The 13,836-nt window shown below is 72.4% G+C and carries 16 protein-coding genes; 4 read left to right on the top strand and 12 right to left on the bottom strand.

Annotation, left to right across the window (positions count from 1 at the left end; genetic code table 11):
* Positions 1 to 8 precede the first annotated feature (8 nt).
* From ACFYWM_RS42265 to ACFYWM_RS42250, 4 genes are all read right to left on the bottom strand, one after another.
* A complete protein-coding gene (locus tag ACFYWM_RS42265) occupies positions 9 to 815 on the bottom strand; it encodes an ABC transporter ATP-binding protein (protein ID WP_389926754.1) in 807 nt (268 codons plus the stop codon).
* Positions 815 to 1,228 (bottom strand): DUF1048 domain-containing protein, encoded by a 414-nt coding sequence (locus tag ACFYWM_RS42260; RefSeq protein WP_389926751.1) that lies wholly within the window; start codon positions 1,226 to 1,228, stop codon positions 815 to 817. The genes ACFYWM_RS42265 and ACFYWM_RS42260 overlap by 1 nt, the downstream gene beginning before the upstream one ends.
* A 2-nt stretch (positions 1,229 to 1,230) precedes the next feature.
* Positions 1,231 to 1,563 (bottom strand): PadR family transcriptional regulator, encoded by a 333-nt coding sequence (locus ACFYWM_RS42255; RefSeq protein WP_389926748.1) that lies wholly within the window; start codon positions 1,561 to 1,563, stop codon positions 1,231 to 1,233.
* A gap of 138 nt (positions 1,564 to 1,701) precedes the next feature.
* The gene (locus ACFYWM_RS42250; RefSeq protein WP_389926745.1) at positions 1,702 to 2,817 is read right to left on the bottom strand and encodes a LacI family DNA-binding transcriptional regulator; all 1,116 of its coding nucleotides are present in this window, start codon (positions 2,815 to 2,817) and stop codon (positions 1,702 to 1,704) included.
* Between the two features lie 54 nt (positions 2,818 to 2,871).
* Here ACFYWM_RS42250 and ACFYWM_RS42245 point away from each other — a divergent pair, with 54 nt between their 5' ends.
* Both ACFYWM_RS42245 and ACFYWM_RS42240 read left to right on the top strand, forming a co-directional pair.
* Positions 2,872 to 4,224 (top strand): MFS transporter, encoded by a 1,353-nt coding sequence (locus ACFYWM_RS42245; protein WP_389926742.1) that lies wholly within the window; start codon positions 2,872 to 2,874, stop codon positions 4,222 to 4,224.
* Between the two features lie 310 nt (positions 4,225 to 4,534).
* Positions 4,535 to 5,752: an MFS transporter gene (locus tag ACFYWM_RS42240; protein WP_389926739.1), complete on the top strand. Its 1,218-nt coding sequence runs from the start codon at positions 4,535 to 4,537 to the stop codon at positions 5,750 to 5,752.
* Between the two features lie 36 nt (positions 5,753 to 5,788).
* Here the strand turns inward: ACFYWM_RS42240 and ACFYWM_RS42235 are convergent, their stop codons facing one another.
* From ACFYWM_RS42235 to ACFYWM_RS42215, 5 genes are all read right to left on the bottom strand, one after another.
* Positions 5,789 to 6,274, bottom strand: a complete 486-nt coding sequence (locus ACFYWM_RS42235) for a winged helix-turn-helix transcriptional regulator (RefSeq protein ID WP_389926737.1) — start codon at positions 6,272 to 6,274, stop codon at positions 5,789 to 5,791.
* A 136-nt stretch (positions 6,275 to 6,410) separates the two neighbouring features.
* Positions 6,411 to 7,343, bottom strand: coding sequence for an acyl-ACP desaturase (locus ACFYWM_RS42230; protein WP_389926734.1), 933 nt, complete (start codon positions 7,341 to 7,343; stop codon positions 6,411 to 6,413).
* A 157-nt stretch (positions 7,344 to 7,500) separates the two neighbouring features.
* Positions 7,501 to 8,208 carry a DUF998 domain-containing protein gene (locus ACFYWM_RS42225; RefSeq protein WP_389926731.1) on the bottom strand — a complete coding sequence of 236 codons (708 nt, stop codon included), beginning with the start codon at positions 8,206 to 8,208 and terminating at the stop codon, positions 7,501 to 7,503.
* A gap of 138 nt (positions 8,209 to 8,346) precedes the next feature.
* Positions 8,347 to 9,567, bottom strand: coding sequence for a glycosyltransferase (locus ACFYWM_RS42220; protein ID WP_389926729.1), 1,221 nt, complete (start codon positions 9,565 to 9,567; stop codon positions 8,347 to 8,349).
* Between the two features lie 11 nt (positions 9,568 to 9,578).
* Positions 9,579 to 10,409 carry a DMT family transporter gene (locus tag ACFYWM_RS42215; RefSeq protein ID WP_389926726.1) on the bottom strand — a complete coding sequence of 277 codons (831 nt, stop codon included), beginning with the start codon at positions 10,407 to 10,409 and terminating at the stop codon, positions 9,579 to 9,581.
* A gap of 210 nt (positions 10,410 to 10,619) precedes the next feature.
* On the opposite strand from ACFYWM_RS42215, the gene ACFYWM_RS42210 reads away from it, so the two are divergent.
* Complete coding sequence (locus tag ACFYWM_RS42210; protein ID WP_389926723.1) at positions 10,620 to 11,021, top strand: lipocalin-like domain-containing protein; 402 nt, start codon at positions 10,620 to 10,622, stop codon at positions 11,019 to 11,021.
* 31 nt (positions 11,022 to 11,052) lie between these two features.
* On the opposite strand, the gene ACFYWM_RS42205 is transcribed toward ACFYWM_RS42210, so the two are convergent.
* The 3 genes from ACFYWM_RS42205 to ACFYWM_RS42195 form a co-directional block, all read right to left on the bottom strand.
* Positions 11,053 to 11,679, bottom strand: a complete 627-nt coding sequence (locus ACFYWM_RS42205; protein WP_389926720.1) for a DedA family protein — start codon at positions 11,677 to 11,679, stop codon at positions 11,053 to 11,055.
* Positions 11,680 to 11,936: 257 nt separating this feature from the next.
* Positions 11,937 to 12,410 (bottom strand): TspO/MBR family protein, encoded by a 474-nt coding sequence (locus tag ACFYWM_RS42200; protein ID WP_389926717.1) that lies wholly within the window; start codon positions 12,408 to 12,410, stop codon positions 11,937 to 11,939.
* Between the two features lie 63 nt (positions 12,411 to 12,473).
* A complete protein-coding gene (locus tag ACFYWM_RS42195; RefSeq protein WP_389926714.1) occupies positions 12,474 to 13,118 on the bottom strand; it encodes a VC0807 family protein in 645 nt (214 codons plus the stop codon).
* Between the two features lie 292 nt (positions 13,119 to 13,410).
* Between ACFYWM_RS42195 and ACFYWM_RS42190 the strand changes: the two genes are divergently transcribed.
* The gene (locus ACFYWM_RS42190) at positions 13,411 to 13,758 is read left to right on the top strand and encodes a luciferase family protein (protein ID WP_389926711.1); all 348 of its coding nucleotides are present in this window, start codon (positions 13,411 to 13,413) and stop codon (positions 13,756 to 13,758) included.
* Positions 13,759 to 13,836 lie beyond the last annotated feature (78 nt).

Raw genomic sequence — 13,836 nt, 5'->3', positions numbered from 1 at the left:
ATGGGTCCTTACCTGTTCGCCGGGAGGCTGTGCTTGCCGGTGTCGCCGTTCCTGCCGCCGTCGCCGACGAGGGCGAGGAAGACGTCCTCCAGGGTCGGCTGCTTCTCGATGTACTCGACCTTGGCGGGCGGGAGCAGTTGTCTGAGCTCGGTGAGGGTGCCGTTCACGATGATCCGGCCCTCGTGCAGGATCGCGATCCGGTCGGCGAGGTGTTCGGCCTCGTCCAGGTACTGGGTGGTGAGCAGCACCGTCGTCCCCCGCTCGGCGAGGTCCTTGACGGTCTGCCAGACCTCGATGCGGGCCTGGGGGTCGAGCCCGGTGGTGGGCTCGTCGAGGAAGATGATCGGCGGGTCGCCGATGAGGCTCATCGCGATGTCGAGGCGGCGGCGCATGCCTCCCGAGTAGGTCGACGCCTTCCGGGCGCCGGCGTCGGTCAGCGAGAAGCGGTCGAGCAGGTCGTCGGCGATCTGGCCCGGGTTCTTGAGGTGGCGCAGCCGGGCGACGAGCACGAGGTTCTCGCGCCCGCTGAGGATCTCGTCGACGGCGGCGAACTGCCCGGTGAGGCTGATGGACTCGCGCACCTTCGCGGCCTGCGTGGCGACGTCGAAGCCGTTGACGCCGGCGGTACCCGCGTCGGCCCTGAGCAGCGTGGACAGGATCCGCACCACCGTGGTCTTGCCCGCCCCGTTGGAGCCGAGCAGGGCGAAGATGCTGCCCCGCGCCACGTCGAAGTCCACCCCGCGCAACACCCGGAGTTCCTTGTACGACTTCTCCAGGCCCCGCACCTGGATCGCCTGGGCTCGCTGTGCCGTCATCAGACGGTCCTCTCTTCTTCTCCGGTGTCCTCGCCGGCGGCGCGGCCGATGGCGGCGGCCAGTCGTTCCCGTTCCCGGCTGATCCACTGACCCTTCGGGTAGTTGCGGAGGAACGCCTCGACGAACTCCACGGGGTCCTCCCCGACGATCTCGCGGATCGGGGTCCCGCTCGCCGCGCTCTGCTCGAACAGGTCGGCGAGGTCGTCGTACATCGACGCCGCCTCGGTGCCGTCGCCCGGCCCGAAGTGCATCAGGTAGCGCTCCAGCGCCTCGACCGCCGCGCGGTAGTTCTCGGGAAGCTCCTTGATGCGCGCCTTGTAGCGCCGGTAGCGCTTCTTGTCCTCAAGTGGTCCGGTGACCACCTCCAGGTACTGCCGGTAGCGGCTCTTCGGCTCGTTCGACCCGGTGTCCATGTCTAGTTCCCTCCTTCTTCGCGGAGCTGTTCGAGCCGTTCTGCGAGGAAGCTCCAGGTCCTCCAGAACTCTTCGAGGTACTCGCGTCCCTGGGCGTTCAGGGAGTACACCTTGCGCGGCGGCCCCTTCTCGGACGGGATCTTCTCCACGTCGACGAGGCCGCGCCGCTCGATCCTGACCAGCAGCGCGTAGACGGTGCCCTCGGCGATGTCGGAGAAGCCCTGGTCCCGTAGCCACGCGGTGATCTCGTAGCCGTACGCGGGCCGGCCGGACAGGATCGCGAGGACGACGCCCTCCAGCGTTCCCTTGAGCATCTCCGTCATCTGCCTGCCCATGGAGGCACCCCCTTCCAGCTACTCGGTGCTGCTGACTACTGGTACAAAGTAACACCGACTACCAGTACATAGCAACACTGAATAGCTGAGGCGCGGGCCGGGACCGCGGGCACGTCAACGAGGGTGAACGAACGACCTTCAGGGCCGCCGGGTGGACTCGCGACTGATCAGGTGCCAGGCGACCTCGGTGTCCCGATCGGCGGGGGCGAGGACGCCGAGGGCGGTACGGGCGCAGCGGGCGCCCTGGTCGCGGAGGGACTGGGCGACGGTGGTGAGCCCGGCCGGGGCGGCGGCGTCGGAGTCGTCCCAGCCGCTGAGGGTGAGGTCGCCGGGCACGGTCAGGCCCAGGCGGGTGGCGGCGCGCAGGACGCCGAGGGCCAGCTCGTCGCCCATGGCGGCGATCGCGTCGCAGGCGTACGGGCCGGTGAGCAGCTCGGCCGCGAGCGTTTCCGCCTCGCGGGCGCTGTTGACGGAGCAGACGGCCACGCGGACCTGTGACCAGTCGCCGCCGGTCTCCGCCCAGGCGTCGCGGTAGCCGCGCAGCCGCCGGCGGGTGACCCGGAAGGTCGAGGCGTCCGGATCGATCCCGCCCGGCGGCAGGGCGCCGGATCCGGCGGGCGGGACCTGGCCGGGGGAGGCCCCGAAGGTGACACCGGAGAGCCTCGCCCGGTCGAGGGGGAAGCTCAGCACCCCCGGGCGCCGTGCCTCCGCGAAGACCTCGCGGCCCACGGCCGCAGCCGCGGCGCGGTCGTCGGCGGCGACGAAGGAGAGGCCGTCGCGGCGCGGGCCCCCGTGGACCACGGCGGGCAGGCCGGTGGCCGAGATGGCGTCGATGACGGGGTCGTCGTCGGCGGTCGTCCAGACCACGAAGGCGTCGACGGCGGCCTCGGTGACCCGGTCGACGTCGGAGGGGCTTCCGGTGACGGGGACGAGGGTGAGCGCCATGCCGTGGTCGGCGCAGACCTGGGCGACGCCGGACAGGAAGCGGGTCGCCTGCGGGTCGTCGAAGGCGTAGGTGAGGTGCTCGCCGAGGACGACGCCCAGGTTGCCGGTCCGGCCGCTGCGCAGCGAGCGCGCCCCGGGGTGCGGGCCCGGATAGCCGAGGCGCTCGGCGGCCTCGCGAACCTTGGCCCGCGCCTCGTCGGAGACCCGTCCTGGCTGGCCGTAGGCGTACGAGACGGTCATCACCGACACCCCCGCCGCGCGGGCGACCTCGGCCATGGTCACCCGGCGTCGCGCCGTCCGTCCGCTCATGGGCCGAGGATATCTGTGTATCGATACACAGCTGATTTGTGTATCGTTACACACATGCCAGGAGAAAAGGGTGCAACCAGGGCGCGTACGGCTTACGTGGGGTTCGCCGCGTTCGGTGTTTTCTGGGGGGTGTGGGGCGCCTCGGTGCCCGCGATCCGCGCCCAGGCGGAGCTCAGCGACGGGCAGCTGGGCACGGCGCTGCTGTTCATCGGCGCGGGGGCGCTGCCCGCGATGCTCGTCACCGGCAAGGCGGTCGACCGCTGGGGACTCCGGGTGGCCGCGCTCCTGCTGGTGACGCTCGGCGCGGTGGGGACGCTGGTGGCCGTGGCCGGACGCGACTTCTGGAGCCTGTCGGCGGGGCTGGCGCTGCTCGGCGCCTCCTCGGGGGCGGCCGACGTCGCGATCAACTCGGCGGCGGCCTCGGCGGAGCGGACGTCCGGCAGGCCGGTCATCACCCGCGCGCACGGCACCTTCTCCGCCATGGTGGTGGCCGGCAGCCTCTCCACCGGACTGCTGCTCGGCGGCCTGGGGGCACCGGTCGTCGTGCCGTTCCTGCTGGTCGCGGGGGCGACGGCCGGCGCGGCACTCGGCGTCGCGGCCGATCGGCGGGCCGCCCTGGTCTCCGGGGGAGTCAGGGAAACCGTCCCGGTCGGCGGGAGGACCGTCCCGGGCGCGGCGGGGGTCACTCCGGTCGTGGGAAGGACCGTCCCGGGCGCGGCGGGGGTCACTCCGGTTGTGGGGAGGACCGTCCCGGGCGCGGCGGGGGCCGCCCGGGGTGGTGAGTGGCGGGAGTACGCCGTGCGCCTGTTCCCGTTGCTCGTGGTCGGCGGACTGGGCGCGCTGGCCTTCGCCGTGGAGAACGCCCACCAGAGCTGGGGCGCGGTCTACCTGGCCGACGTGGCCGACGCGGGGCCCGCGCTCGCCGCGGCGGGCCCGGCGGTGTTCGCCGCCGTCGTCGCGCTCACCCGCTTCGCGGCCGGCGCGGTCGGCTCCCGGCACGCCGCGACCGTGCTCGTCACCGGCGCCGTGACGGCCGCGGCGGGGACCGCGCTGGTGTCCGTCGCGACGGCCGTCCCGGTGGTCCTGGTGGGACTGGCCCTGGCCGCGGCCGGTACGGCGGTGCTCTTCCCCATGCTGATGGGCGTCGTCGCGGCGCACGTGGGCGAGGCGGCCAGGGGGAGGGCGACGTCCGTGGTGACCACCGTGGCCTACCTGGGGTTCCTGGCCGGTCCGGTCTACGTCGGACGCTGGGCCGAGGCGACCGGCCTGCCGGGGGCGATGGTGGCCGTCGCCGCCCTGGCCGCCGCCCTCGCGGTCCTGGCCTGGCCCCTGCTCCGGCTGGCAGGCGGCACCGGCTCCCCTTGGGACTTCCCACGGGGCGACCCCGGCCGCGTGAAGGACGTCTGACGGCCCGTCCTCGGCCCGTCCTCGGCCCGTCCTCGGCCCGTCCTCGGCCCGTCCTCGGGCCCGCCCTCAGCTCGCCCTCGGCTCGCCCTCGGCCTGTCCGAGGGAGGAGGCCGTTCCGGGTCACCGCACACCCCCCGGTCCTCGAACGTGAGGAGGATGGCATAAGGTAGCTCGTCGGTGCGTTCGGGATGAACGCCCTCGATGACCGCTCGGCGGCCGCGAAAGCGGTATCAACCCCGGTCGAAGCCCGCCACCCCGGCGGGCTCCCGAACCGGGCGGAGTCTCCGTCTGGACGATGGACGGAGAGACGTTGACCTCGTACTTCGCTGTGCTCGGCTCGCCCGGCGCGTGGCGCTTCCTGCTGCCCGCCTTCGTCGCGCGCCTTCCGAACGCGATGCTCCAGCTCGGCGTGCTGCTGCTCGTGCACTGGTCCACCGGCTCGTACGGCGCGGCCGGGGTCGCCGCCGCCGTGGCCGCGGTGGCGCCCGCGCTGGTCGGCCCGCGCACCGGGCGGCTGGCCGACAGGTACGGGCAGGCGAGGGTGCTGGTCCCGCAGGTCATCGTGCACGCCGTCGCGCTGGGCGCCCTGCTGGTGCTCGCCTCCGCGCACGCCCCGGCGGTCTCGCTGGTGGTCGTCTCGGCGCTGGCCGGGGCCACGATGCCGCAGGTCGGTTCGATGGTCCGCGCCCGCTGGGCGCACGTGCTCGGCGGGTCGGGCAGGCTGGACACGGCCTTCGCCCTCGAATCCATCACCGACGAGCTGACCTTCACCCTCGCCCCGGTGCTGCTCGTGGCCATCTCGACCGGGTTCTCACCGGTGTGGGCGCTGTCGGTGGCGCTGGTCATGGTCGTGGCGGGGACGCTCGCGTTCGCCGGGGTCCGCAGGGGCGCGCCCGAGCCGATGCCGGTCCGGGTCCGTTCCCAGGGCGGGGTGCTGCGGCTGCGCGGGGTGGCCGTGCTCGCGCTGGCCTTCGTCGCCCTCGGCACGGTCTTCGGCAGCCTCCAGGTCGGCGTCACCTCCTACACCGCGGCCCTCGGCCAGGCCGGTGCCGCCGGACCGGTCTACGCGAGCTTCTCCGGCGCCAGTTTCGTCGGGGGCATCCTCTACGGCGTGGTCCGCTGGCGGATCGGCGCCCCGGTCAGGCTGGTCGCCGCCTTCGGCCTGCTCTCCGCCGCCACCGTCGCCCTAACGCTCGCCGGATCCGTCCCGCTGCTGTACGCGGGAGCCGCCGTGGCCGGGTTCGTCATCGCCCCGGCCGTCATCATCGGCTACACCCTGGTCGAGGGCCTCATCCCGGCCGAGGTCAGGACCGAGGCCTTCACCTGGCTCAACGGCTCCGTCGGGGTGGGCATCGCCGCGGGCGCGGCCGTCGCGGGCCAGCTCGTGGACCGCTTCGGCGCGGAGTTCGCCTTCCTCGTCCCCCCGGTCACGACCGGCGTGGCCGCCCTGCTCGTACTGCTCTTCCTGCGCCGCCTGCGGCCGGGGGCCGACCGCTCCCCGGCCCGCGAGCTGGTCGCCGCGGCCTGACGCGTACGATCTGACCGGCAAGAGCCACGCAGGACGTCAGAGCGCGGCCTCGTACGCCTCCGCCAGGCGTTCCACGACGCTCGGGCCGTCCCGTTCCGGCGCCGGCGCGCCGAGGTGGAGGATCCGCAGCTCGGCCATGAACTCCTCCCACAGCTCCGGCCCACCGGCCGCGAGCAGCTCCGCCCGTACCCGCAGCCGCCTCGTGGTCGGGCGGTTGCGCAGGCCCCACTCGCCAAGCAGCGCGAAGACGGGCACCAGCCGGATCGAGGCCTCGGTCAGGCTGTAGGCGGCCCGCCGTCCCGGCCCCGCGTCCTCGCGGGTCAGCAGACCGGAGCCGACCAGCCGTTTCAGCCGGTCGGCCAGGATGTTGGAGGCGATCCCCTCCTCCGAACCGGCGAGCAGCTGCCTGAAGTAGCGCCGGTTCCCGAACATCACGTCCCGCAGCACGAGCAGGGTCCAGCTGTCGCCGAACGCCTCGACCGCGGCGTTGATCGGGCACCCCGAACGAGCCGGCTCGACCACCTCGCACCACCTCCCAGCTGGTTGCAATTTAACACCGGGCTGATTCAGCATGAACCTGCCGGTTGCAAATCGCAATCAGGCTGGGGGAGGCGGCGACGGGCGACACCGGGCCGCGACCCGGCCGGGGCGGTGCGGATCAGGCCTGGGCGGCCAGGCGGGCGCGACGGGCCTCGCGGCGCTCGACGAAGCGGGAGGCGGTGGTCTCCATCTTGGCGAGGAAGTCGTAGAGCTCCTCGCGGGCCTTCTCGCCCTCGGCGCCGAGGTCCTTCATGTTGAACACGTCCCACTGGCGCAGGACCGGCTGCAGGACGTCGTCCATGTGCAGGCGCAGGTCGTAGATCCCGGCGTTGGCGATGGTCATGGCCTTGCGGGTGAAGCCCTCGATGCCGGTTCCCGGCATCTGGAAGGTGGTCACGACGTCGGTCACGGCGCGCATGGTCTGGTCGGGGGCGAGCTTGAAGGCCGCGTTGAGCAGGTTGCGGTAGAAGAGCATGTGCAGGTTCTCGTCGGCGGCGATCCTGGCGAGCAGCCGCTCGCAGTTCGGGTCCTCGGAGGCCTTGCCGGTGTTGCGGTGCGAGATGCGGGTGGCGAGCTCCTGGAAGGAGACGTACGCCACCGAGGCGAGCACGCCGTCGTAGGAGTTGGTGAAGCCCTCGCTCATGTGCACCATCCGGGCCCGCTCCAGCGCGACCGGGTCGACCGCGCGGGTGACCGTCAGGTAGTCGCGGATGGCGGTGCCGTGCCGGCCCTCCTCGGCGGTCCAGCGGTGCACCCAGGTGCCCCACGCCGCGTCGCGGCCCAGGGTGGTGGCGATCTCGTGGTGGTAGCTGGGGAGGTTGTCCTCGGTCAGCAGGTTGACGATGAGGGAGACGCGGGCCTCTTCGGGGATCTTGGTGTCGGTCTCGACCCAGGCGTCCCCGCCGTAGAGACCGTCGTAGTTACGCCCCTCCGACCAGGGAACGTACTCATGCGGGAACCACTCCTTGGCCACCTTGTGGTGCCGGTCCAGCTCCCCCGCGACGACAGGCTCAAGTTCGAGCAGCAGCTCGGTCTCACTGAACTCTCGCATCAGGTTTCTCCCTCGAAGACTACGCAACCGTAACCTACGTTAGCGTAGGTAAGGCCGTGATAGGTACGTGCTGCATGTCTCATTTACTCGCTCATGGGCGATTCAAGGAAGCCGCTTCGCCCTCCGGTCGAGACCGGTCGTCAGCCGGGGCCGCCCCTCAGCCGAGACCGATCGGCTGGCGGGGATTCCGGGTGTCGTCCGGACCGGGCTGGGCGGGGATCGTCATGACCTGCGCCTTCGTGCCCGCCCGGCCGGTCACGCCGTCGCGGTGCCCCGGCCAGAGGGCGGTCAGCAGGACCAGCGTCGTCTCGGAGAGCACCAGCAGCCGTTGCGCCAGGCCGTAGTGGTCGGCGCCCTCGATCAGGTCCGAGGTCGGTGAGCCCGGATGGGCGGCCAGGAACCAGGCGAGGAGGACCGCCGACAGGACGGAGACCCCCGCCAGCGGCCCGTTCCCCGACCGGCGGCCGAGCATCCACCCCGCGCAGGGCAGCGCGGTGAAGACCACGGCCGCCGACCAGCGGTGGATCTCCCCGGCGATCGAGACGACGCCGGGCGCCGCGTCGGTGGGGAACGCCGCGGTGAGGAGGAGCCCCAGCGCCGCGGCCACGAACAGCGCGCGCGAGGCGGCGGCGCGCACCGGCTCCACCCTGGCCAGCTGGTACGCGACCCAGAGGCAGCCCATGGCCAGGGCGATCGTGCCGCCCACCGTCGCGCGGGCGCTGCCGTCGAGCAGCGCGTAGTCGCTGATCAGGCCGTTCAACGGGCTCACCGTGTCCGCCGCGACCAGGTGCGCGTAACCCATCGCGGCCAGGGCGAGCAGCGGCCCGGCCACCCCCGGCCAGCGGGACGGCAGCCCCTCGCTCACCGGGCCACCTCCTCGCGGGCCGTCCCGAGGTTCATCGCGCCGCCTTCCGGTGCGAGCGCCGCGAGGTTCACCGCGCCACCTCCTCGCGGGCCGTCCTGAAGTTCATCGCGCCGCCTTCCGGTGTGAGCGCCGCGAGGTTCACCGCGCCACCTCCTGGTAGATCCGCTCGAACCTGGCCAGGGAGGCCTGGTGGTCGTGGGTCAGCGCGATGGCGCGGCTCGCGGCGCCCATCGTGGCGCGCGTCCCGGGCGAGGCGAGCAGGGCGCCCAGGTGCCGGGCCAGCTCCTGGACGTCGCCGGGCCGGAACAGGTGGCCGTTCTCGCCGGGCCGTACCAGGTGAGGCAGGGCCATCGCGTCCGCGGCCACGACCGGCAGGCCGCTGGCCATGGCCTCCAGGGTGGCGATGCTCTGCAGCTCCGCGACGCCCGGCATGGCGAAGACGTCACCGGCGGCGTACACCTGGGGCAGCGTCTCGTCGGGGACGAACCCGAGGAAGAAGACCCGGTCCCCGACCCCGATCCGGTCGGCCAGCCTGGCGAGCGCGGCCCGCTGCCCGCCGGTCCCGGCCAGCGCGATCTGCGCGTCGGTGTGGTTGAGCACGTGCGGCAGGGCGCGGACGAGCTCGTCCAGCCGCTTCTCCTCGTCCAGCCGCCCGACGAACACGACCGTGTCCCGGTCGGGCAGGCCGAAGGCCCGGCGGGCCCACGCCTTCGGCTCGGCGCGCGGCTGGAACCTCGCCAGGTCGATGCCGCAGGAGATGGGCTCCACCGGCGGGCCGAAGCCCTTGCCCGTGAGCAGCCCGGCCGCGATCTCGGTGGGCGTGGTGACGCGGTCGGCCCTGGAGTAGACGCGGTTGAAGTCCTTCCAGGCCAGCGCGCCCGCCCTCTCGCGGAGCCGTCCGGGGATGCGCGCGAACTGGAAGAGGTTGTCCGGCATGAAGTGGTTGGTCGCCACGACCGGGACACCGGCGCGCCGGGAGGCGGAGATCGCCGCGCGGCCGACGACGAAGTGCGCCTGCACGTGGACCACGTCCGGGGCGATCTCGTCGATCAGCCGGTCCAGCCTGGCCGGCACCGCGACCCGCATGGTGGGGTGCACCAGCACCGGCGCCGAGCGCAGCCGGTGCACGGTCACCCCGTCCAGGTGCTCGGTCCTGCCCGGCCCCTCGTCCGAGGCGCACACCACGTGGACCTCGTTCCCCCGCTCGGCCAGGCCCTGCGCGAGCCGGTGGGCGAAGTAGGCGGCACCGTTCACGTCCGGCGGGTAGGTGTCGGCCCCGATCAGCACCCGGCGGGTCCGGGTGGGAAGGGGGACGAGGCCCTGCGCGGGGGTCCGCAGGGTGGTGACTGACATGGCCATCGAGGCTCCGTTCATCGTGCTGTCACGTCGTACGAGGGGGACATCGGGGTGGTACGGGCCAGCGCGACGGTCCCGGCGGCGACGAGCGAGGCCGCCACCAGCGCGGTGAGCGTGCTCGCCGCGCCGGTCGGCAGCGGCTCGCCGAGCAGCAGGGCGCCGAAGGCGACGGCGGTGAGGGGATCGGCCACCTGCAGGGCGGCGAACGCCACGCCGAAGTGGCCGATGGCGTAGGCGCGCTGGAGCAGCGCCAGCGCGATCAGGGCGGGCATCGGGACGGCGAACAGGAACCAGGGCTCCCAGTCGCCGTCGACCAGGACGCGGGTGAGCGTGGCGGTCGCGCCGTAAAGCACGCCCGCGCCCATGGCGAGCAGGCAGGCCCGTCCGGCGGGGGAGACCCGCCCGGCGAGGGCCCACAGAAGCAGGGAGGCGGTGGCCGCCCCCGCGAGCAGGACCACCGCCTCCCCGGTGCTGAGGTGCGGTTTCCCGCTGTGCTCGGGCACGACCAGCACCAGGCCGATCAACCCGATGGCGATCACCGCCGCCGAGGCCAGCTCGCCGGGCCTCGGCCTGCGGCGCTGCAGGGCCGCCGCGCACGGCAGGGCGAACAGGAGGCTGGCCACGCCCATCGGCTGCACCAGGGTGAGCGGGCCGTACTTCAGCGCGACGATGTGCAGGGCCGTGCCGCCCGCGATGGCCAGGCCGCCGAACAGCCACCGGGGGCGCCTGACCAGCTGTCCGAGGCCGGGACGCGACGCGCCCGCCGCCTCGAACTGCTGCAGCGCGGCGCCGAGTGCGAAGAACAGGGAACCCAGCAACGCCAGGCCGGCCGCCAGCACAGTCATGCGCACTCCTCCCAAGCAGATGAAGACATGGCGAGATGACCGGATCACCTCGTGAAGGCGTCCGTTGAGGGGCTTGTGGTGAACAGTGGAAGCGTCCCCTGGGGGCAGGCGCCGGAGCCATAGGGGTTAACCCTGACTTCGCAGGGAATTCCCCGAGATTCGCGTCGGGGCTGTTGACCCGCTGGCTTCTCTTATCGTAGTTTCACGGGCATGAATCTCGTGGGCGCCTGGCGCCTGGTCGAGTGGCGGATCGCCGGTGCCGGGGGACGGGTCTCGCACCCCTTCGGTACCGACGCGGTGGGCCTGCTCTGCTACACCCCCGACGGCCACATGAGCGCGACGATCTCGCGCGCCGGGCGCGCACCGCTGCCCGGCGCCAGTCCAAGACATGCGCCCGCGGAGGCGCTGGCCGAGGCGTTCACGTCGTTCTTCGCCTACGCGGGCCGCTACGAGGTCCGCGACGGCTACGTCGCCCATGACGTCGAGGTGGCGCTCAACCCGGTCCTCGCCGGCACCGTCCAGGTCCGCGAGCTGAACGCCGACGGCGACCGGCTGATCCTGGCGGCCGAGGAGGACGGCCGGTGGCACACCCTGATCTGGAAACGGTCATGAATCCCGATCCGGGAGTCCCGCCGCCCGGCGGTCAGTCACCGGAGGCGACCAGCTCCGGCTCCGGCGCGGTACGGCGACGGCGGCGGAGATGGCGGACGGCCTCCACCACGGCGGTGACCGTCAGGGCGAGGCCGAGGCCGAGCAGCAGCCCCTTGAGCGGGTCGTGCTCGAAGGCCGCGCCGCCCACGTAGCCGATCAGCCCCGAGTAGAGCGCCCAGGACACCGCGGCCAGGGCGTCGAAGAGGGCGAACGCGCGCCGGGGATAGGCGACCGCGCCCATGGTCAGGGTGCAGGCGGTCCGGCCGCCGGGAATGTAGCGGGCCACCACGAGGACCAGCCCGCCCCGCTCGGCCAGCGCCCGCTCCGCCCAGGCGAACGCCTTGCGACTGCGCCTGCCGTTGCGCAACCGGTCGTTGGTGGTACGCCCGATGGCGTACGAGATGTGGTCGCCCGCGAACGCGCCCAGCGCGGCCACCACGATCACCAGGAGCAGGTCGGGCGCGCCGGTGGCCGCGGCGAACACCCCGGCCGTGATGACGGACGTCTCCGCCGGGACCACCGGGAAGAACCCGTCGAGCAGCGCCAGCGCGAACAGCGCCAGGTAGATCCAGGGGGAGGTCATCACGTCGTGCAGGACGTCGAGGATGGCCTGTGTCATGTCGGGCTCCAGCCGGGGGGTCGCGAATGTCTCACGAAGCACGCTGACGACCCGGTGATCTCAGGACATCAGGGAGGACCCCCGGTGTTCTCGGATCACATCCCTGAGATCACCGGGGGTCCGTCCCGTCGACCCTGGAAATCCGGAGGAGCCGGTCACATCGCCCGAACGGCCCGGCCCACCCCCCGCCTTCGTCAGGTGGTCCCTCCTCCCCGGGACGGAGACAGCGGAGACAGCGGAGACAGCGGAGACACGGCTCAGTTGAGCTGCCAGATGGCGAGGTTCAGCGAGGCCGCGTACGTCACCCAGAGCAGGTAGGGCACCAGCAGCCAGGCGGCCGGGCGGCTGATCCGCCGGAACAGCACGATGTTGAGGACGATCGCGAGCCAGAGGACGACGATCTCCGCGAACGCCAGGCCGTACCGCCCGGCGCCGAAGAACAGCGGCGTCCAGGCGGCGTTGAGGACCAGCTGGACCGCGTAGACGCCGAGCGCCGGTGTCAGGCCGCGCGCCGACCAGGCGAGCCAGCCGGACAGGGCGATCATGACGTACAGGACCGTCCAGGCCGGGCCGAACAGCCACTGCGGCGGCGCCCAGGGCGGCCGCTCCAGCGACAGGTACTCGCCGCCGGCGTCGACGGCCGCCAGCGACCCCACCACCGCCACCAGCACGAGAGCGACGGCGAATACCGGCAACCCGGCCCAGCGTTTCGGTTGACGCGCGATGACCATGGAGACCTCCCTGCCCCCTTCTTCGCGCCTCTACCGCGCCACGGTTTCCCGGGCGAGGCGGTCCTAGGCGGGCGGGGCGGCGAGGGGGTCGTAGTGCAGGCGGCGCAGCACCCGGCGGAAGGTGTACAGGGAGAAGACCACCGCCAGGCCGCTGATCGCGGCCACCGTCGCGGTGCGGACCAGCAGGTAGGTGCCGATCGACTCGTGCAGCAGGAGCCAGATGCTCACCGCGGAGTTGGCCAGCAGCACGAAGGCCCACAGCAGGGTGATGCGGGCGAAGAACCGGCGGACCCGCTCGTGTTTCAGCACGGCCGAGGGCAGGTGGATGTAGTCGAGGGTCAGCTTCTGCACCAGCGGGCGGTTGAGGCGAACCGAGGCGAGGAAGACCATGCTGATGCAGATCGTCCCGAGCTCCGGCTGGAGGAAGTAGATCACCGCGCTCCCGGTCCAGAACCCCAGCAGCGCCCGTACGGTGATCGCGATGACGGCGAGGATCATCGTGCCGGGCACCGGGATCCGCCGGACCAGCCGCCATCCCACTCCCGCGTACACCCAGGTGACCGCCGCGATGAGCGCGCCCTTGAGGCCGAGCAGGGCGAGCGCCGCGTAGAAGACGGCGAGGGGGGCGACGACGCCCTCCAGCAACTTCGGTGCCGCCTGCCTGGCGAGAGCGGCGAGACGGGGGAGGACGATGGGCTGGTGGCTCATGACGCTCCACGGGCTGGTGCGGTGGCAGGCGCCGGGCGTTCACGCCTCCCCCGGCGTGACACGGATGTGCCAGGCCGTCGCAGGGGGTTGCGGGGAAGTTACCGCCGGATGTTCACCGGCCACTCACCGTACCTGACCCCGGGGCGTGCTCTCGTGAAAACAACTCAATAACACTGCAATAACGGATGAGACCGGTACGGATCATTACGGTTCACAAAAAGGATCGCTATCCCGGTAACGGTTAAGAAACGGGAGCTTTCCCCATCGGGTCCGGTCCGCGACCATGAGAGACATGGCAGTGCTGCGCACGCACGCGTCCCGCCGTTCCACCGAGGGTGTCGAGAATGTCGCGGCCCAGCTCGTCCGCTGGCCGGACCTGGCGCTGAAGCGCACCAGAAAAGGGCTGGGTTTCCGGGCCGACGGCCGGGAGATCGTCAGGATGTCCGGTGACCACACGGCGCAGCTGCTCCTCACCAAGCCGGTGATCGACCGGTGGGCGCGGGTGCTCACCGACTGCCATCGGATCACCCCCGGCGCCGACGCCGGGTGGGTGTCCATGTCCATCGAGGGCCGGGCCGACGCCGAGCTGTTCCTCTCGCTCGTCAGCGTCGCGATCAAGGTCAACCAGCGCCCCCGGTGACCGGCGCCTACGGTGACCGGCGCCTACGGTGGCGGGCGCTTACGGTGACCGGCGCCCACGGTGGCGGGCGCTTACGGT

The sequence above is a fragment of the Streptosporangium sp. NPDC002721 genome (assembly GCF_042888905.1).
Taxonomy (GTDB): Bacteria; Actinomycetota; Actinomycetes; order Streptosporangiales; family Streptosporangiaceae; genus Streptosporangium.
The sequence above is the reverse complement of the archived record's forward strand: the minus strand, read 5'-3'. Positions and strand labels throughout refer to the sequence as shown.